Origin of the sequence: Silvibacterium bohemicum (genome assembly GCF_001006305.1) — a bacterium.
GTDB lineage: Bacteria > Acidobacteriota > Terriglobia > Terriglobales > Acidobacteriaceae > Silvibacterium > Silvibacterium bohemicum.
Window position 1 is genome coordinate 574058 of record NZ_LBHJ01000003.1, and the last position, 20052, is coordinate 594109.

The 20052-nt window shown below is 56.7% G+C and carries 16 protein-coding genes; 11 read left to right on the forward strand and 5 right to left on the reverse strand.

Going from position 1 to position 20052, the window contains the following annotated elements:
• The first annotated feature begins 30 nt into the window (after positions 1–30).
• Positions 31–921, forward strand: a complete 891-nt coding sequence (locus tag XX99_RS07920) for an SDR family oxidoreductase (protein ID WP_050058827.1) — start codon at positions 31–33, stop codon at positions 919–921.
• 45 nt (positions 922–966) lie between these two features.
• Here the strand turns inward: XX99_RS07920 and XX99_RS07925 are convergent, their stop codons facing one another.
• A complete protein-coding gene (locus XX99_RS07925; protein WP_050058828.1) occupies positions 967–1572 on the reverse strand; it encodes a protoglobin domain-containing protein in 606 nt (201 codons plus the stop codon).
• A 44-nt stretch (positions 1573–1616) separates the two neighbouring features.
• The gene (locus tag XX99_RS07930) at positions 1617–2348 is read right to left on the reverse strand and encodes an SDR family oxidoreductase (RefSeq protein WP_050058829.1); all 732 of its coding nucleotides are present in this window, start codon (positions 2346–2348) and stop codon (positions 1617–1619) included.
• A gap of 61 nt (positions 2349–2409) precedes the next feature.
• Here XX99_RS07930 and XX99_RS07935 point away from each other — a divergent pair, with 61 nt between their 5' ends.
• The 3 genes from XX99_RS07935 to XX99_RS07945 all read left to right on the forward strand — a co-directional run bounded on the left by XX99_RS07935 (position 2410) and on the right by XX99_RS07945 (position 7072).
• Positions 2410–2850 carry a MarR family winged helix-turn-helix transcriptional regulator gene (locus XX99_RS07935; protein WP_050058830.1) on the forward strand — a complete coding sequence of 147 codons (441 nt, stop codon included), beginning with the start codon at positions 2410–2412 and terminating at the stop codon, positions 2848–2850.
• 142 nt (positions 2851–2992) lie between these two features.
• Positions 2993–4093, forward strand: a complete 1101-nt coding sequence (locus XX99_RS07940; protein ID WP_231581198.1) for a glycerophosphodiester phosphodiesterase family protein — start codon at positions 2993–2995, stop codon at positions 4091–4093.
• Positions 4094–4465: 372 nt separating this feature from the next.
• Positions 4466–7072: a zinc-dependent metalloprotease gene (locus XX99_RS07945; RefSeq protein ID WP_231581199.1), complete on the forward strand. Its 2607-nt coding sequence runs from the start codon at positions 4466–4468 to the stop codon at positions 7070–7072.
• A 220-nt stretch (positions 7073–7292) separates the two neighbouring features.
• Here XX99_RS07945 and XX99_RS07950 read toward each other — a convergent pair whose 3' ends face one another.
• From XX99_RS07950 to XX99_RS27660, 3 genes are read right to left on the reverse strand one after another with little or no spacing between them, the layout of a single operon-like run.
• The gene (locus XX99_RS07950) at positions 7293–10073 is read right to left on the reverse strand and encodes an ABC transporter permease (RefSeq protein WP_231581200.1); all 2781 of its coding nucleotides are present in this window, start codon (positions 10071–10073) and stop codon (positions 7293–7295) included.
• A complete protein-coding gene (locus tag XX99_RS07955) occupies positions 10070–10423 on the reverse strand; it encodes a PadR family transcriptional regulator (protein ID WP_050058832.1) in 354 nt (117 codons plus the stop codon). The genes XX99_RS07950 and XX99_RS07955 overlap by 4 nt, the downstream gene beginning before the upstream one ends.
• Entirely contained in the window at positions 10416–10589 is a 174-nt protein-coding gene (locus XX99_RS27660; RefSeq protein WP_184084659.1) for a hypothetical protein, read from the reverse strand. Before XX99_RS27660 ends, XX99_RS07955 begins: the two co-directional genes overlap by 8 nt.
• A gap of 247 nt (positions 10590–10836) precedes the next feature.
• On the opposite strand from XX99_RS27660, the gene XX99_RS27665 reads away from it, so the two are divergent.
• The 7 genes from XX99_RS27665 (at position 10837) to XX99_RS07990 (ending at position 19575) form a co-directional block, all read left to right on the forward strand.
• Positions 10837–11490 (forward strand): M15 family metallopeptidase, encoded by a 654-nt coding sequence (locus XX99_RS27665; RefSeq protein ID WP_231581201.1) that lies wholly within the window; start codon positions 10837–10839, stop codon positions 11488–11490.
• 505 nt (positions 11491–11995) lie between these two features.
• Positions 11996–12598 (forward strand): Crp/Fnr family transcriptional regulator, encoded by a 603-nt coding sequence (locus XX99_RS27670; protein ID WP_184084656.1) that lies wholly within the window; start codon positions 11996–11998, stop codon positions 12596–12598.
• 123 nt (positions 12599–12721) lie between these two features.
• A complete protein-coding gene (locus tag XX99_RS07970; RefSeq protein WP_050058834.1) occupies positions 12722–13636 on the forward strand; it encodes a universal stress protein in 915 nt (304 codons plus the stop codon).
• A gap of 507 nt (positions 13637–14143) precedes the next feature.
• Positions 14144–15070 carry a DmsE family decaheme c-type cytochrome gene (locus XX99_RS07975; RefSeq protein WP_082125367.1) on the forward strand — a complete coding sequence of 309 codons (927 nt, stop codon included), beginning with the start codon at positions 14144–14146 and terminating at the stop codon, positions 15068–15070.
• A gap of 94 nt (positions 15071–15164) precedes the next feature.
• Positions 15165–17756, forward strand: coding sequence for a hypothetical protein (locus XX99_RS07980; protein WP_050058836.1), 2592 nt, complete (start codon positions 15165–15167; stop codon positions 17754–17756).
• Between the two features lie 56 nt (positions 17757–17812).
• A complete protein-coding gene (locus XX99_RS07985) occupies positions 17813–18136 on the forward strand; it encodes a c-type cytochrome (RefSeq protein WP_050058837.1) in 324 nt (107 codons plus the stop codon).
• Between the two features lie 8 nt (positions 18137–18144).
• A complete protein-coding gene (locus tag XX99_RS07990; protein ID WP_050058838.1) occupies positions 18145–19575 on the forward strand; it encodes a NapC/NirT family cytochrome c in 1431 nt (476 codons plus the stop codon).
• Positions 19576–20052: the final 477 nt, after the last annotated feature.

Consider the following 20052-nt stretch of genomic DNA (forward strand, 5'->3'; position numbering starts at 1 on the left):
GCCTATTCGTGGGACTTAGGAGACATCATCATGCGTATCTTTGTGACCGGGGCGACGGGCTTCATCGGTTCGGCGCTCGTTCCGGAGTTGATTCAGGCAGGACACCATGTGCTGGGGCTGACGCGATCGGAGGCCGGAGCCGAAGCTCTGCGCAAGGCCGGTGCCGAGGTGCAGCACGGCAACCTGGAGAACCTCGACAGCCTGCGCGAGGGAGCAGGGAAGACCGACGGCGTCATTCATCTCGCCTTCAACCACGACTTCTCGCAGTTACAGAAGAACTGTGACGATGACCGCGCAGCCATTTTGGCGATCGGCGAAGTGCTACTGGGTTCGAACCGGCCGTTCGTCGTCACCTCGGCGACGGGGATGGTGGCCAATGTGGATGGCAAGTCATCGACCGAGGATAGCGCGAGCGTTGCTTGGAATCCGCGCGTCGCTTCGGAAGAAACAGTGAAGGTGTTGACGACGCGCGGCGTGAATACCTGCGTTGTACGGCTGCCGCAGGTACACGACACCCGGAAGCAGGGACTGGTGCCCTATCTCCTCGCCGTGGCTCGCCAAAAGGGTGTCTGCGCGTATGTCGGCGACGGCAGCAATCGCTGGCCCGCAGCGCACGTCTCTGACGTAGCGCGGCTCTATCGCCTGGCCTTCGAGAAAGCAGAACTGGGTGCAATCTACCATGCAGTCGACGAGGAGGGCGTACCGATGAAAGCCATCGTCGAAGCGCACGGTCGCGGACTGAAGGTGCCGGTGGTCAGCATCCAGCCCGGGGAGGCGGAAGCGCACTTCGGCTGGCTTTCCCACTTCGCCGGCCGCGATATGCCGTCCTCTGGCGCACTCACCCAACAGAAGCTGAATTGGAAGCCAACAGGGCGTGGCCTGATCGCAGACCTGGACGACATGGACTATACGCAAGCCTGAGTAGGCGGCACCGCACCGGCGCCGTCCCCGGAGCGCCGGTGCGCTTTACCATTCGTTACCTGGCGATGCTATGTAGACTTGTGCCCAGAGCGCAATCTGCAATTGCAAGGATCTCCCCCATGCTCGATGCATCGCCTCCACTTCAATCTCGGAGTGCCCCTTCGCCGCCAGATACGGTTTCATCGTTTCAACCAGCACCGCCGTAAACGCCGCAATATCGCGGTAAGGTACAAACGCCGTAGATTCGACTCCATCTGTCCTGTTCTTCTTCGCGCTCGTATGCCGCAGCGCAATCTCATGCTGATAGTTCAGCCACTCCTGGTCGTACTCACGCAGGCAGGTGTCTAAGATCCACTGCTCAAACCGTAAATTGCTCTGCGCCAGATATCCCGGCAGCTTGTCGCCCTTGAGCGACCGCGAATGCCGTGCAAGGTGCGGAATGCTCGCAATAATCTCGCTGCGCCAACGCGTCACGATCGCCTTCACCTGATCGGCCAGCACCTCACCCGCCGCCTTCAGCCACTGCCGGTCCTCATCGGTAAACCCCACCGAGACCTTCAGTCGTTCGAGCTCATCCATGGTGACCGGCGAAACCTCAACGGACTCATCCCCGTAGGTATAACCATCTTGCTTACCCGCAATCTGTTTCATTTTCAATCCCCAAGTTCGATAAGGTACCGTTTCTCCGCAATGCATTACCACGCGAGTTGCTGGTCATCCTCGAAAACAACACCGGTCGGTCCATCCTTGCCCAACTGCGCCAGTCGAATGGCTACCTCCGCTCCCTTGTCTGGTGTGCGCGTGCCACGAAAGCCATTGAAGTCTGTAGCGACGTGGCCGGGTGCGGCTCCGTTCACCTTGATGTTTGTCGCCGACAGGCTGCGAGCGTAATGGGCAGTAATTGCGTTGAGCGCGGTCTTCGAACTGGAGTACGTCATGTTGGGCCTTCCCACCCACGCTCCTTCTTCGCCAATCGAACCGCGCTTGCTCGTGACATTCACGATGCGGCCTGCGTCAGACCTAAGAAGTAGCGGCATAAACGCATTCGTAACGGCAACCACGGCAAAAACATTCGTCTCATAGACAATACGCATACTTGCGGCGATCTCCTCAGCAGGTTCCTTGAATCGGGAACCGGGCGCAGAGGCAATTCCGGCATTATTCACCAACACGTCCAGCCGATCAGTCTCTGATTCGATGGCCTCCCGCGCGGATTGCACCGACGCGGAATCCGTCACATCCAGAAGAACAAAGCGTACGTCTCCTTCCGCTTTGAGCTCCGCAGCTGCAGCGTGGCCCTTTTCAGAGTCGCGAGCGCCAAGGAAGACGGTGAAGCCATCCCGCGCCAGTCCCGCAGCGATGGCTTTGCCTATTCCTTTGTTGGCGCCGGTAACGAGAGCGGTTTTCTTATTGGCGTGGGTTGTCATGTCAACCAGGATATGCGCAGCTTGGTTGTCGCGTCAACCACTCGGCTGATAATCTGTTCCCATGTCCGGCAAGCCTTTGTCGCCGCAGGAACTCCGCATCTGGCACGCGTTCAAGATGATGGGGGAAGATGTGCTGGAGCGGGTTGGAAGGGATATCTCTGACGCCACAGGCCTCTCCGGCGCGGACTTCGGCGTTCTCTCTCGTTTGGCCGACCTGGGAAAGGGACAAATGCGACAGCAGGTGCTGGCGCAGTCCCTGGGTTGGGACAAAAGCCGCCTCTCGCATCATCTGACGCGCATGCAGCAAAGGCAGCTGATCGAACGCCAGGAAGCCGACCAGCGAGTCGTTCTCGTGGTGTTGACCAAACAGGGCAAGGCGAAACTGGACGCTGCAAGGCCAATCCACGCGGAATCCATACGACGCAATCTGCTCGCAAGGCTCAGCCAGCAACAGATTGAGACCATCGTGCGCGTGAGCAATCTCCTGGGCGAAGATGTCTGAAGATTATGGCCGTCGCTTGCAGTCACCTTCGCCCGTATCTGGCCAGTCTCGACAAAACTAAAATCGAGACAGTACGCGCAGTGCTAAAGGCAATTAAAGCTCAGGGTGCGGAGCGAGCCATGCGGCAGGCTGACAAGCACTGGTGCAGCAATTGCCGTACACGGCCAATGGTGTGGAAGGACTGAGAATCATCTTGTACCGCTACTACAATGGCGGCCCTTTTCATTCTCCAGTAACTCCCTGCGTTGAAGCTGATCACATGCTCAAAGTAGCCGCACTGTCCATTCTCATGACTCTTTCGCTCGCAGCGCAGACGGATTCCAACGCTCCGCGCATCATCCTTGTTCATGCTCATCGAGGAGGCCGCGCCTACAGGCCTGAAAATTCCATTCCATCGTTTCAGTACGGCATCTCCGTTGGAGCCGACGTTCTCGAGCTTGACCTCGCCGTGACCAAGGACAACGTGCTAGTCGTCTCTCACTCGCCTTTTCTGACCCAGCCCGCGCCGGAGACTATCTCCAAAGACCCGCGCATCGCGGCTGCAATCTCAGCTGCACTTGCGAACGAGCGGCACTGTGACGGGCCGCCGCTGCCGCCGGGCACCTACATCCATTCGCTCACGCTGGAGCAGCTCAGGCAGTACGATTGCGGTGCGCGCGCGTTGCCGGCCTTTCCAACGCAAGTGGCCGTGCGGCACACCCCGATTCCCACCTTCGACGAGGTGCTCGATCTCGCTCCTCAGGGTTCCTTTCAATTCAATGTCGAGACCAAGATCTTCCCCAACCGGCCGGAGATCACTCCCACGCCCGAGGCCTTCGTCGCCATGATCGATGAGGCAGTCAAGCGTCACCACCTGGAGTCTCGCGTGATCCTGCAGAGCTTTGATTTCCGCACCCTCCGCGCCATGCGCATGCTCGATCCGTCGATTCGCCTCTCTGCGCTCTTCGGCCAGGCTCAGTACGACAAAATGATGGGACTGACCGACACTGACAAGACCTTCGCCCACATCGCTGAGACGGCGCAGCTTCGTCCAGGGGATTTCTTCAGCCCCGACGCAAGTCTAGCCACAGCGGATGCAGTGACGTGGGCGCACGAACACAGCTTCCAGGTCGCGCCCTACACTGTGAATACTCCGGAAGGCTGGCAGAAGCTGGCCGATGCACATGTCGACGCGATCATCACCGACGACCCAGCCGGTCTGCTTAAGTGGCTGCGCACGCAAAACCCACCTCTCCATCCCTGATTCACGGAAATGATTCGCGAAAATGGAATGAAAGACGAACGGCTAGACCACTCCCCAGTCGTCTGGTCAGGGTAGGAATTCAACAAAAGTGTTTTTGTATTGGGAGGGAGGGCACGGCTTCAGCTGTGCCACCTCGAGCTCTGGAATGATCGTGCTTCAGCCCCGGATTCGAGCAGATCGTACGAGCTGCGGCTTTGCCTTGATAGATATGGAAATAGATAGCCATTTATGGTGGAAGCGGAGGGAGTCGGACGATATAGGTCTGTTGAATAGGGGTCATACGCGACTCGGTGTCCAGGGGCCGTTGTGATCGGATAGGCCACAACGTCCTTTGTCTGATGAGAATTAGATGCCGGAGCTTAATCGCTCCGCATGATAAAAACACTCATGCGCCTTAGCTTCAACCTAACTCTATTCGTCGCCACGGTCGCGATGCCGTTCTGTTTGCTTGCACAAGAAGCGCATTCACCAACAGCTTTGAGCACGGCCAAGGTTCGTACGGACGGTATGCAGCGCATGCCTGGATTCTTGCCGCTCGATTGGGATGCGAAGACAGGCCACATCTTCGTGGAACTCCACGTCGACGCCCGAGGCCGCACACCCGATCTGCTCTATACCAGCTCGCTGCCCTTCGGCACCGGCTCGAACGATCTCGGCCTGGACCGTGGCAAAACTTCGCGCGGCATCGTGGTCCGCTTCGAACGTGTCGGTCCCAAAGTGCTCATGGTTGAGCCGAATCAGGCTTTCCGTCCCGGCAACGTGGAACCCGCTGTGGCGCTGCCTGTCACGCAATCGTTCCCGTCGTCTGTGCTCGCAGGCTTCACCGTCGCGGCCGAAGAGAACGACACCATACTCATCGATGCCACCGACCTTCTGCTACACGATCCCTTCCAGGTTGCCGACACGCTCACGAGCACGAAGCAGGGAACTTATAAGGTCGACCCCACGCGCTCTGCTATCAGCCCCGACGACACAAAATCCTTTCCCCAGAATGCCGAGATTGAAGCAACGCTTACCTTCACCACTGAGGTGCCTCCCGCTGGTCGCTTCGTCCGCGATGTCACACCCGACCCGCATGCCATGACCGTGCATGAGCGCGTCAGCTTCGTGCAGCTCCCCGCGCTCGATGGCACCTTTGTCCCGCGGCGCTTCAACCCGCGCGCCGGCTATTTCGACTTCTCCTACCGCGACTACAACGTCCCTCTCGGCGATGATATGACACAGCGTTTCATCGAGCGTCATCGCCTCATCAAGCGTGACCCCAGTTGCACACAGGCCTGCGTCGCGGTCAAGCCCATCCAATACTATGTCGACAATGGCGCACCTGAGCCCATTCGTTCCGCTCTGCTCGAAGGCGCGCGCTGGTGGGATCAGGCCTTCCAGGCCGCAGGCTGGGCGCCCGGTACCTTCAAAGTCGACATCCTGCCATCCGGCGCCGACCCGATGGACGTCCGCTACAACATCATCCAATGGGTTCACCGTTACACACGTGGCTGGAGCTATGGCGCGACTATCACCGACCCGCGCACCGGCGAGATTCTCAAGGGCAACGTCACCTTGGGCAGTCTCCGCGCCCGCCAGGACTATATGATCGCCGAAGCACTGCTTGCTCCTTACGATAAGGCAGGCAATCTCCTCAACGAGAGTGAAACCATCGCCGGTCCCGAAGGGCATGTCTCCTCGGCGAAGGACGGCAATCCCATGCTCATGATGGTCCTGGCGCGCATCCGCCAACTCGCTGCACACGAAACCGGACACACGCTCGGCCTCGCGCACAACTTCGCCGCATCCACCTTTCCTCACACCAACCCCGACGAGACGATTAGCGTGATGGACTATCCTCACCCTTGGATTACTCTTGATAAGAGCGGCGTTCCTGACCTGTCGCACGCCTACCCGGTCGGCATCGGTGTGTGGGACAAAGTAGCGATCAGCTACGGTTATCGAGAGTTCGATACGGACAAGAAGCCGGTCGAAGATCCCACCGCACTGAATAAAATCCTCGCCGACTCCGATAAAGCCGGTCTTGTCTTCATGACCGACGAAGACGCTCGCCCCTTTAGCTCCGCCTCGCCCATCGATCATCTCTGGGACAATGGCACAGACCCCGTCGCTGAGCTGAACCGCGTCCTCGACATTCGCGCAGCCGCGCTCAAGCGCTTCGGCGAAAACAACATCAGACTCGGCGAGCCGATGGCCGAACTCGCCGACACGCTCGTGCCCCTCTACCTGCTGCACCGCTACCAGACAGAGGCCGCTATCAAGCTTATTGGTGGCGTGGATTATCGCTATAACCTACGCGGCGACGGACAGTCCGGCCCCATGATCGTCGGCCTCAAACAGCAGGACGCCGCACTCGACGCTGTGCTCAAGACGCTCGCATTTGAGACGCTCACGCTGCCGGAAAACATTCTGAAGTTGCTGCCGCCCGCACCGCCGGGTTACGGCCGCACACAGGAGTCGTTCCCGGCCGAAACCGGCCTCACCTTTGACCCGATCTCCGCAGCCGAGTCCGCCGCAGACCTCACGTACCAGGTCCTCTTCGATCCCGCCCGCGCATCACGCCTGCTGCAATTCCACATGCGCGATACCGCCGACGGCAGCAAGGGCCCATCACTTCGCGTGATGATGGAGAAAGTTTCAAAGACCACCGCCGAGCGTCCTGACGCTGGTCACAGCGTCGGCTCCGAGGTCGAGCGCGCCGTCGAGTTCCGTGGTCTCGAGTGGATGCTCGGCCTGGCCCTTAATCCGCAGGCCAGCTCGCAGGCCCGAGCTATAGCCCGCTATCACGTGGAAGACTTGCTGAAGCAGTGGTCCGGCGGCCGGCCACCGACCGACTCTGCCGAAGCGATTCACCGCCTCGCGATGATCGATCGCATCAACGAGTTCAATAAAAACCCTGACAAGTTCATCCCCGCGAAACCGATGGGCGCGCCACCCGGCATGCCCATCGGCGATGACGGCGACGACTTCGAATAGGGCCTTCTCGAGTCTCCATCCAATAAGGCACGTCTGTGACGTCTGAGATGGGATTCTCCGGGTTAGCCCGCCGAAGCCGGCTTCTCGGAAGCAATCAGTCCGCTCAAAGACTGCATTAGCGATTCAGCACAAATTGAGAGGCAGAGATATGCATCCTTCCAAGAGCATAGAAAGTGTGAAAGCGACACTTATCACTCGACCGTAGCATGCTGTCCCGCGATCACTCGTTGCGAAGCGCCCGCAGGGGATCGATAGAGGCTGCGCGGCGCGCGGGAATGAAGCCTGCAACAGCGACGGCGAAAGCGAGAACGAAGATTGCAACAACCAGACTCCAGGGGTCGTACGACTTCACCAAATAGAGCTGGCTCTCCATCATGCGGCCGCCCATGAGAGAAATCGGGATCCCCAAAGCGAGGCCGAAAATCAATTGCCCGAATGTTCTGCGCATCACCATACCAACCACCTGCGACCGGTCCGCGCCGAACGCCATATGGAGTCCTATCTCACGCGTGCGCTGTGTAGTTTGATAGGCGGTCGTGCCATATAGTCCGATAGATGTGAGGACGAGGGCAAGCAGGCCGCAAAGCACGGTCAAGCGGGCAACCAGCCGCTCCTGGCTGAAGTTGCCGGCAAGCTGAGAATCGAGTGATCGAAGGTTGATAATGGCCAGGTTGGGATCGACTTCTGCCAGGGCGCTGCGTATCGCTTGTTCAAGACTCTGCCGCGTCCCTCGGTAGTTCATCGCCACTGCACCGGCGATATGCGTTTGCTTTTCGAGATAGACAAAGATTGGATCCTTCAAGTTGTGCTGCCACTGCGCGAGCGGCTCAAAAGCCATGGCCTTAGCGTCTTCGTGTGGATCGGTATACTTCGCGTTCGCAACTACACCTACGATTTCGTAAGCGCCAGTGTCCTCCCGTTCGTAGGTGCCAAAGCGGCGGCCGATCGGATCTTCATGGGGGAAAAACTTCTTGGCGAAGGCCTCGTTGACGACGGCAACGAAGGGGCCATGTTCATTGTCTGCCTGGCTTATGCCGCGGCCTCGGATCAAAGTTTGTCCGGTGGCGTCTAAAAAATTCGCGCTGACCCGATTGAGAAGTGCATCGTTATCGTCGTTCGGATCTGGAAGCGGCCTGCCGGGAAGGGTGATACCGTCAGTCCATTGATTTCCGTCCAGAGGGCTATACATGGCGAGCCCAACGCTCTGCATTCCGGGGATCGCGGCGAAATGCAGCTCCAGCCTCCTGTACAGATCAGCAAGTTTTCCCTCAGGTAAATAACCCGCACCCATTGGGTCAAAATGAAGTACGTACCGGTTGGCTGTCTGTAAACCGAAATCCTGACGTTCCATATTCTGCAGGCTCTTCGTCAGCAGCCCCGCCCCCATCAAGAGCACCAGGGCGAAAGCCGCCTGAAGGATGATCATCCATTTCTGCGGCAGCGATGCGCGGTCTCCAAGCGATCGTGTCGCGCCGCGCAGTGCTTCCGCCGGATCGGCATGGGAGGTAATCCATGCCGGCACGCTGCCAAATACCATGCCCGTTGCAAGCGAGAGCAGAAATGCAAATCCCAGCACCGCGAGAGAGGGCGTAGCTCGGATGGCGCTATGCAGCGCGCCCGGAAAGGCGAGCGCCAAGATGGTTTGTGTTCCGGCGTATGCGATGGCAAGCCCGGCAAGGCCGCCAAGGCATCCAAGCAGCACGCTCTCCGTGAGCATCTGACGAATCAGTCTGGATCGCGCGGAACCAAGCGCCATGCGCATTGACGTTTCTGCCCGCCGCTTCATACCGCGCGCCAGCATCAGGTTCGCTACATTCGCACACGCGACGAGTAGAACGAGCAACGAGATGGAAAGCAGCAGATAGAGTTTTTTGTCGGTTTGTTCTTGCAGGCGCTCAATGCCAGCTCCGCCCGGAGCCAGCACGACATGCACCTTGGAGATGAGGGCCGGAAAACCATGGCGCTGATAGCCGTCCACAGTTGTCAACCATTGACGGAGGTTGGCCGAAATTTTTTGTTGTAGCGTGTCGATTGAAACGCCGGGGCGTAGACGCCCCAGCAGATATAACCAGCATGCAATCGGTTGATGTAGAACAGAATTCGCGCCATTCAGCAGCGGCTCGTCTGACAACGGAACCCAGAACGACGGTGGATTCGCGCTGATCCGATCCCCGTAAAAGTCAGGCGCTGCGATGCCAACTACAGTTACAAGCTGGCCCTGCAAATAGAACGTACTGTCGACAACGGAAGGATCACCGGCATAGTCGGATTGCCAGGTCCGGTAACTCATGACCACAACCGGTTGCGCCGTCGCCTGGTCGTCAGCGTCGGTGAACATGCGGCCGGCAAATGCCGCTACTCCGAAGGTGCTGAAGTAGTTTCCCGACACAAATTCAGCCTGCCTGGAATGTGCAGGATTGGTGCCGCGACGGACGCTCAGCAGTTGCTCTCCCGCTTGCATCGCCGCCAGTTGTTCAAATTCAGGAGTCGAGGCGCGAAGCTGCCGGTAATTGTCCCAGGAGAAGATGTCGAAATCCCCGTTGCTGTTTTCAAGCCCGTTGGTGAGACAGCAATCTGTGTAGACATCGCCGACGCGATAGAGCGATTTTGGATCGGCCACCGGCAAAGACTTCAATAGGATCGAGTGAATGAGTGTGAAGATTGCCGTATTAGCGCCAATTCCCAAGGCAATCGTGAGAATTACGGTGATGGCGAACCCGGGAGATTTTCTGAACTGCCGTATCGTGTACCGAATGTCTTGCATGAATTGTTCGAGCCAGAGAATCGAGCGCTCCTCGCGATGCGACTGTTTTGCCTGCTCGACGTTGCCATAGGCGCGTCTCGCGGCAAAGTGCGCTTCGTCTGCGCTCATGCCTTTTTCGCGATAATCATCTTCCAGTAGGGCAAGGTGCCCATTGATCTCCCGGTTCAGCTCCTCTTCCGCGCAACGGTTGCGAACAAGGGAGATGCACTTGGCCAGAAAGCGTCGGAGATATCTCACGATTGAAAATCCTCTACCAGTAGGCGATCCACAAGCCCCGCCATCCTGCGCCACCGCAAAGTTTCTTTGCTGAGAGCCTGCTCACCCGCCTTAGTGATCGAATAGAATTTCGCTTCTCTGTTGCTCTCCGTTCGGCCCCACGCACCTTTAATCCACCCATATTGTTCGAGGCGAACAAGAGCGGGGTACAGCGTACCCTGGTTGAGATTCAGGTGATTTTGCGAGACCTGTTGCAGTCGGGTGGAGATCTGGTAAGCATGCTGAGCTCCCAGGGCCGACAGCGTCCGCAGAACGATCAGGTCCAACGTTCCCTGCAGGAGTTGGAGGGGTTCCTTTTCTTCACTAGGCATCCGAGTAGTCTCCCAGGAAGGCAGAATCGCGCGTTTTCACTTGGATGTCAAGTGAAGATGCATTCTGTATCGTGCTCTGGATGAAATTGCGGGTAAACTGCGCATCGAGCACCGAGACCTCAATCGACTTCAGCAGGGCAATGCGCTCATCGACGCGAATTTGCAACCAGAGACGGATTGCTCCGCGGCCAGAAGGTGATCAACCGGCACTTTCAGACTTGTGTTCTATAACCGGAGACTTTGGCGTTCGGATTGGTGATACATTCGACCCGATCGCACGAGTTGTGAAGGGACCTATGAAACCGATGAGAAAATTTCTCGATTACTCTCGCATTCGGCACGCGCTCCTCACACCTCTTGGGTTTCTTTTTCTATTATGGGTCTCCCTGACGCCACCGAGTGAAGCTCAGCAGGTGAGTTTTCGCATTACACCGCTGCGCCCGGTGGAAGAACTGCGTGTCGAAGCGCTGAAGGCCACGCCTCCGGTGGAAGAAGGGACTTTTCGGCAACCGGACTTGGCGGAGCTTGTGAAGCTCGATCCGACTATAAAACTGGATGTCCGGTATGCGACGGCCAACAATTTTTTAGGTACTCCGGTTTATACGCAGGCACGGGCTTTTCTTGAGGGGCCGGCCGCACAGGCCCTGGTGATCGTCAATGACCGATTGAGGAAGCAGGGATACGGACTGATTATTCATGATGGATATCGTCCGTGGTATGTGACCAAAATCTTCTGGGATGCAACGCCGGACGACAAGAAGAAGTTTGTGGCGAACCCGGCGGATGGATCGAAACACAATCGCGGATGCGCTGTCGATCTATCGCTCTATGACCTGAAGACGGGCGAGGAAGTACAGATGCCGAGCGGCTATGACGAGATGACCGATCGTGCCTACGCCGACTATCCGGGCGGCACGGCCGATGAGCGCGCCCGTCGTGCGCTACTGCGTGAGGCCATGGAAAAGCAAGGGTTCAAAGTGATCCCAGATGAGTGGTGGCACTTTGACTACAAGGATTGGAAGCTCTACCCGATCATCAACGTAAAGTTCGAGGATCTGGGCCAGTAGCGCGCCACCTATGATTTATCACTCGCTGACGGAATTGTTTTCCGACCACTTCCGTCACGAGCTTTTATGAAGTTTCCAATTTCCAAGCTGATGATCGATCCAGAGCAAATTACATTTTGCAATTGTGATGTGTGTCACATTGACATGTGATGCACATCACACAGCTGCTTCCTCAATCGCTATAAAGTTGCGAATAGAGGCGAGCCGTGGAACGCAGGTTGGGTGGAACCAAATGCATCGCGGCCGTCCCATATGTTCCGTTGCCGTTACGAACAGGTTCTGTAGCGTTTGCTTCCGGCGGTTATCTACGGGCACGGTTCGAAAATGTGTACAACATTGCCGGTGCTTATCGAATGGGCGTGCCCGGCCTCGCTCAAGAAGGAGAGAGACCGTAGTGCAAATGTGCCCGATGTCGACGCATACTGAAAACTGCCTGTTATGCAAAGCGAGGAAGCCAGGATGGTTTTGCAATCTGGCCCCTCAGGCGCTCGCTGAATATGATGCGATGAGTTCTCACGTCATGTTGCCGATGGGCAGCATACTGTTCGCAGAGGGCCAAGCAGCGCGCAGCGTGTCTGTGGTCTGCGAGGGGCGGATCAAACTGTCGCGGTCGTCACAGGATGGAAAAACTTTGCTGGTGAAGATAGCGAAGCCGGGTGATGTGCTTGGCTTAAGCGCCGCGCTCTCAAAGACGCCTCACGAGGTAACTGCACAGGCGATCGAACACGCACAGATTAAGAACTTTCAACAGAGCGATTTTCTTCACTTTATTCAACGCCATGTGGAGGGCAGTCTGCATGCCGCCGAAAGCCTGAGCAACGAATATAGGACCGCTCTGAGTGACGCCTGCCGCCTGGCGCTCTCGAGTTCCATTGCTGGCAGAGTAGCCCACCTTCTACTCGAACTAGCGATTGAGGGTGGCACGGATCAGGATGTACATCCTGAGATTCACATGCCACTCACGCACGAAGACCTCGCTTCCATGCTCGGGAGCTCGCGGGAATCTATCACGAGGGCACTCAACAATCTTCGACGTAGCGGCACCATATCGATTCGAGGGACGAAACTGACGATCCTCAAGAAAGAGTCGCTCGAGATGCTGCTCTGAGTGCAGCGAGTGATTTGGTTCACGCCGCGGCATGATAGTGATGCAGGTCACAGGGTACTGTGCTGAGGCTCACATTGCTCCCGGCCGGGTCATGCAAGAATCCTCTTTCAGGAGGAACACCTTATGCCGGCACAATCCGGCCGAATTCATATACTGCCATCCCGAATACTTCTGGCCACGGACCTCACGGACCTGAAACAGATTCTGCCCGAAGGAGTCGACTACGCGCTGCGATGCAAAGCCGCCATCAAGCTCATCCATGTTCTTTCTGACCTAAGCGCACCCGATCCCGGCCGCGTGGTTCCTGATGATGGTGAGAACGCGCGGCAACGCGCTGAGAAGATTCTTGAAGAGGCTGCAAAGAAGACAAGGGAAGCAGGCGTGAAATGCACATGGGTCGTGCGCAGCGGACCGGTTACGCCGGCCATCGTGCGAATGGTTAAGGAATGGAGGGCGGATCGGGTTATGGTTGGCTCTCATGGCCCACGGAAGTTTCGGCAGGAAATCCTGGGTTCGATTGCACAGTCCATCTTTCGCGAGATCGATATTCCAGTTCTCGCCATTGGTCACGCCGCACGCCGCGGCATGCAACCCTCCATGCAACGCAGAATTTTGCTGGCAACTGCACTCGATCGCCAATCACGGTCTATAGCAGAGTCTGCTGTGCGCTTCGCCAGAATCCACCATGCCGAACTTACGATGCTGCATGTCATTCCCGAGATTGCGGAAGCTCATCCATCGGCTATACGAATTCGTTCCTATGCAGAAAGCAGGTTCAAGGAGATTCTTTCCAGCATTGCCGGAGAAATACCACCTGTTTCCTGCATGGTTGAGACAGGTTCGGTAGTTGGGACGATCCTTCGGATTGCCGGGCAGGGACGCTTTGACCTGATTATTCTGGCGGGTGTATCCGGAGCTTCGTTTCGAACGGATATTATGCCTGGCACTGCCTATGGCGTGATCTGTGGGGCGCCGTGCCCTGTGCTGGTGCTCAATGAAGAGGCTTATCGAAGGTCGACCCGTCTTCCTGCGGCGTAGTGGAGATGACTCGCCCAATCATGGCGAGAGGCCGTGCTCTGTGCGGACTATCTCGCCTGAGTGGCCGGTGAGCTCTGCATTCCTGATAAACGCGATGCCGGCTCCTGTTCACGACTAACACTCGGATTCTCTTCCTATGCCATCTTGGAGATGAACTACCAGGCAATATCGCAAACTACCCGATACAACATCAGCATCGACCAGGCCTCTTGTCTGCGATTGTGTCACTGCCTCAAATTTTCACTGCCAAGAAAGACAAGCGCGAAATCGTGATATCGATCGTCCCGATCGAACAGTGTGCCCGATAGTTTGTGATCTAGCTGGCTCCACTTCACACACGGATATCTTCTCTTCCAAAGTGAAAAAGTCTTCGATTGTGATTCGTGTCACAGAAGAAAGGGAAGAGCTCGTTCTATGCTGACTCGAACTCAACCAAATGCTCCATGAGCCGCTTAGCGAATCAGCGGAACAAAAACGTCCATACGAACTTTCCCTTAGGGGTATTGAATGAAGCGCTCTCTCTTGTGGTTGACGTTGATTGCGTCGCTCGCCGGGCTTCGGAAAGCCATGCCAGCCGAAGCTGCGGGTCAAGCTCAGCCACAGGCTCAAGCTACGCTTTCGCAAAGAGCCACTGCTCCGAACCTTGCTGACTTTGTCGGGTCGGAGATGTGCGAGACCTGCCATGCGGATGAAGCCAAGAAGTTCAGCACCAATCCGCACTCGAGTCTCGCGCTGATGCATGGCGGCAAGGGCGCGACCTGCGAAAGCTGCCATGGGCCAGGGAAGGCGCACGTCGAGAGCGGCGGGGACATCACGAAGATATTTCGATTCAGCCAGGCATCGGCCAAGCAGATCGATGGCACATGCCTCGGCTGCCACGCGGGCGCACATCCAGACTTCGCACGTTCCGAGCACGCCAAAGCCAACGTAAGCTGCGTAAGTTGCCACAGCGTCCACAGCTTCAAGAGTGAGGATGCACTGCTGAAGGTATCCCAGCCGCAGCTATGTTTTCAGTGCCACAGTGATGTGAAGGCAACGTTCGCGATGCCGTTCCATCACCCGGTGAACGAAGGCGCGTTGAGCTGCAGTGACTGCCATGATGCGCATGGGACGTTCACAAAAAATAATCTGAAGTCGACGGTCGATCAAAACAAGATCTGCACGAAATGCCATGTGGAGACGCGCGGACCTTTCGTCTATGAGCACGCTGCGGTCAAGGGCGAAGGATGCCTTGGGTGCCATACCCCGCATGGTTCGCAGAACGCGCGGCTGCTAAACATGCCGTCGATCAACACGTTATGCAATCAATGCCACAGCCAGGTTGCCGCAGGCACGTTTCACAGCATGAACGCCGGGTCTCAAGAGCTGACGCCCTGCACCAGCTGCCACACCATGATCCATGGCTCCAATCTCCATCCGGCCTTCCTCAAATGACGGTGCAAGATAGGGTTCCTCTTCTGTCCCGGGTGATGCGTATCGGATCGAGGCCGGAGTTTTGCTGCGGCGACGTTCTCAAGCGAGGCTTTGTATGAAAAAGGCGAGTTGTTTCTTTCAGCTTTCCAATCAACGGTCATACTCCGTCTCGGCGCAACGCTTCGCTGAAGGCATCGGAGTAGCCATCCTGTTGATGACCGGTGTCGCTGCTACCGCACAGAATGCGATCGTGCAGGCTCCAGCCGCCGATACACATCTGACTGCTCCGGATGGCTACACCCTTCACGAGTCCGTCGATCTGGGTGGCCACATTGCCAACGTCACAGGCAGCGAAGCCATGTACAGCACGCTAGTCAATATTCAGTCCGGACCGCGCGTGCTTGGTGAGGCGCTTGAGTTGCGTGCGATTCCTGGAACGAAGAATTCGCTGGTCGATTCTTTGAGTGCCTTCAGCAGCGGGTTTGGCGGCGATCCGAACAACTTCGCCAAGCTGAATTTTCATAAAGGCAAGCTCTATGAATTTTCAGGAATGTTCCGCAGACATCGCGAGTATTTTGATTACGATCTGCTGGCCAATCCGAATCTTCCTTCAGGGCTGTCGATTCCTATCGGCTCGTCCATCGCCCCTACGGGCTCTCTTGCATGGCCGCAGGTTGAGCAGTCGCCGTTCCTCTTCAATACGGTACGCCGTATGACGGACACCAGCCTCACGATTTTTCCAATATCGAAAGTGACGTTTCGGGCGGGATACTCGCAGAATGTCATGGAAGGACCGAGCCTGAGTCCTGGTGAGTCTGTTGGCATGTACGATGCTCTGCTTCAGGAGTATCAACGCAACAGCAGTGATGATTTCGTGGGGGAGATCGACTGGAAGCCGGTGCGAGACACCTGGCTTACCTTCGAGGAGGAAGTCGATCACATTAAGATCGACTCGTCTTTCACTCTGGCTCCGGGCAGCTTTCTGGCGCAGGAGGCGGATGGAACGCCGGTGGCTCTGGGCAACTGGGACGGCTTTAAGCCCTACGGAATTGGTGCATGCAATACAAGCAGCATGGGAAGCGGATATACCAACGCCGCGACCTATACGATCCTCTCGCCGCCGCAAACTCCGGGCGGAAAACCAATCATCAACCCGGCGTGTTCCGTTGCGACAAGTTATCTTCGCTCGCAGCCGACCCGCATTCTCTACCCAACAGAGATTTTTCGTTTTCAGAGCTCAAGCATCAGGAATGTATCGATGAATGGCGACGTGCGGTATACCGACGCCAACATGAACCTTCCAAACTACTATGAGAATTTTCAGGGCTTAGACGGGGCCATTCGCTCTACAACGTATACGGGCAGCGCGAGCGCTAAGCGAAAGGTCACTGCCGTCGACTACGGGATTGTCTGGGATGCTTCAACGAAAGTCCGATTCTCTGAACAAGTCGACTACTCGAATGTTCAGCAGCCGGGAACAGCCAATATCTCAAAAGGGATCACTGCGAGTACTCCAACGACTGCGGGAAACGAGACGATCAACTACGCGGGGGCGCTGACGCCAGGAAGCGTCTCATTTGAAGGAAGCTCCAACGGTGTTCCCCTGCCTGATTTCTTTGGCCGGAGGGATCTGACCAATGACCTGACCGCGACCTGGGATAGTTGGTCTCGTACTACCTTCTCGCTCACCTGGCGCTATCGCCTGCATACTATCGGCCAGGGCATTCCTCATGACACTCCATTACCTGTCGGCGAGGATACAGACGGAACAGTGACCATTCATGAAAACGGCGCCGTCTTTAACGTCACCGTTCGTCCCAGGACTCACTGGGATATCAATGGCTCCGTCGAGACGCTCTACGCCGACAACGCTTTTACTCCGGTTTCGCCGCGAGAGACGCAGCATTACAGAGTTCATACGATGTACAGGCCAAAGCCCTGGGTAACCCTCTCAGGAGTATTCAATGACCTGGAGCGGCACAACAACACGAACAACAACCAGGCCGGTGTTGCCGCGGGCGATGCCACCTACGCCGGCCCGATCAGCCATGTCGATCGTAGTCGCCTGGTGAGTGTGGGAGCTCAGCTTCTGCCGAACGAGCGCTATGGATTCGATTTGAATTATGGCTATAGCGATGTTTATGCTTCGACCAACATCTGCTACGACGCCCAGGCATCAAGCGCTTTTCCTGGTGCTGCGTCTCCGACTGGTACAGCGTGTCCCGGAGCCACCGTGCGCGGGACCACCTACTACGAGTTCGGGCCTGTCAAAGATTTCATGTCCGCTCCTACGCAGTATGGCTCGGTCGCTTTCAACTACTCTCCCATCACGTCGATCCATTCCAGCATCGGCTACACCATCAGCGCTGTAAACGGCAGCCGCTTCTTCAATGACGCGCGGGATGTCAACGGCTCGCTAGTCTCCACGTATCAATCTCCCGAAGTGAGTCTTGCTTGGACCGTCCACAAAGGGTGGATATGGAAAGCGCAATACCGATTCTACGGCTACGGCGAGGGTGGTTCTTCCGGGGCTCCATTCTGTAGTACCTCAAATCCCACGCCGGCCTCTCCAGCGCCTGTCGTTCCATGCAACTCTCCCACACTGGCCGGTCTTCAAACGGGTCTTACCTTATCTCCCGCCGGGGAAACCGCGCCCCGGAACTTCCATGCAAATAACCTGACCCTCGGAATGCACTATGAGTTTTGAGAGCAGGGGCTGAACAGTTGAGTTGTTGCTAGCAAATCAAAGAAGGAGATCGTCGAATGAAAAATCGAATCAGAGTTGCAGTCGTGGGAATCACAATTGCGCTCGCAGCGAGTCCTGTCTTCGCACAGACCGCGGGAGCAGACACTTACAAATCCAAGTGTGCAATGTGCCACGGTGTAGATGGCGGCGCAGGCACGCCCGCAGGGAAGGCTATGAAGGTGCCACCGTTCAGTTCGCCGGATCTGATCAAGGCCGCAGACGCGGATCTGATATCCGCTACCAAGAGTGGAAAAGGGAAGATGCCTGCATACTCGGGCAAACTTACCGATCCGGAGATTAAGGACGTGATCGCCTACATTCGCACGTTGCAGAAGAAATAGAGGAGAGGATGGCGGGTCTCGAAGATTTGCGGAAAAACTGGCTGCGGCCGTTTTTCTTTTACGGAAACAATCGCATCAGCTTGATCGGCGGGGCGCTCACCAGCGCCTCGGCTCTCGTCTTGATTGGTTTCTGGGTCGTCGACATCTTCGGACATGGCGGGTCGGCGAATCCATATCTCGGCATAATCTTCGATCTGGTTTTGCCCGGAGTTTTCATCTTCGGGCTCGTTCTCATCCCGCTCGGCATGCTCTTGAGGCAGCGGCAGCTGAAGACGGCTGGACAAGTTCCTTCGATCTATCCGGAGATTGACCTTCGCGATCCGGTTTTCCGTCATGGCATCGACTTTGTTATCGTCGCGACGTTCATCAACTTCGTGATCGTAGGGACCGCGACCTACCGCGGTGTCGCTTACATGGACACACCGAACTTCTGCGGCCGGACCTGTCACGTCATGGCGCCGGAGGCGAGTGCCTATCCCGTCTCGAACCACGCAGGCGTGGCGTGTACCGAGTGCCATATCGCTCCGGGAATTCCAGGCTTCGTTCATGCGAAAGTGAATGGGACCAAACAGCTAATGATGGTGATGTCTCACAACTATCCGACACCGATCATGGCAGATGACAAACTTCCCGCAGCTAAATTCACTTGTCTGAACTGCCACAATCCGGCCAGATACATCGGCGACAAGCTCCTCGTGAAGACGTCCTACGGGGATGACGAGAAGAACTCGATGACGCGCTCGCTCATTTTATTGCATGTGGGAGGCCGCGATAATTTCTCTCGCCTGAGCGGGATTCATGGAGCCCATATGGGGCACATCGAGTACATCGCGACCGATTCAACCCATCAGACCATTCCCTGGGTCGGCAAAACAAATGACGATGGCTCAGTGACCGAGTTCGTCTCAACCGACGCGAAGGGGCCGATTACAGGCAAAAAGCGTGTGATGGATTGCATCGATTGCCACAATCGTGCGGCCCACTCCTTCGACACGCCGGAAGAGGTGCTGAACAGAGACATGTCGCAGGGCAGTCCCAGCGCGTCGCTGCCATTCATCCATAAACAAGGGCTTCTTCTTCTCAAAGCTGACTACAAGTCTCAGGAGGACGCTGCCTCCAAAATCGGTTCGGGACTTGAGAGCTTCTACCGCTCGCAGTATCCGGCCATATGGAACGGTCAGCGTGCGCAGATCGATCAGGCCGCGAAGACGCTCTCCGTGATTTACAGCAGGAATGTTTTTCCCTTCATGAAGGTGACCTGGGGATCGCACCCGGACAATATCGGCCACAATAATTATCCGGGCTGCTTCCGTTGCCATGACGGGGGGCACAATGCGAAGGGAGGGAAGAGCATCACTAACGACTGCTCCACCTGCCATAACCTAATCGCAACCGACGAGCCGAACCCAAAACAGATGGCAGACCTCGGACTGCAGTAGGGCCTGAAATCGTTCACGGGCTTCAATCCCTTCGCGACGAATCAATTCAACAAAATCTGTGAAGGCCGGAAGCAGGTTATCCCGACGTAGGGTAGGTTTGCAGTTTTCGCGAGACAGCTCTGCCTTTCTTTCTTTGCAATGCTACTTTTGATGCGGTGACGTTGCCGGAACGCTTCTACTTGATGCCGGCTGCAATGATCGCCCTGGCGTCGGATCGAAGTGGTAAAAGTTCTGTCCTGCGTAGAATTGCTTGGGAATCAAAGGAACATCCGATGGTGTCCACCGCACCAGAATTCTAAGGACCTGGTCTGCATCGGCATCCGGCGATCTGGCGTAGGCTAAGCCGCGAATCTTTTGAGCTTCATTCCGGAGCTTCCATGATTGTCTGTGCCCGATGACGGCGTACTGCTGCCTGCTGATTTCCTCGCCCAAGTCGAGAGATTGCAGTACGCCGTATATCTGCTATCTGTGCGCTGC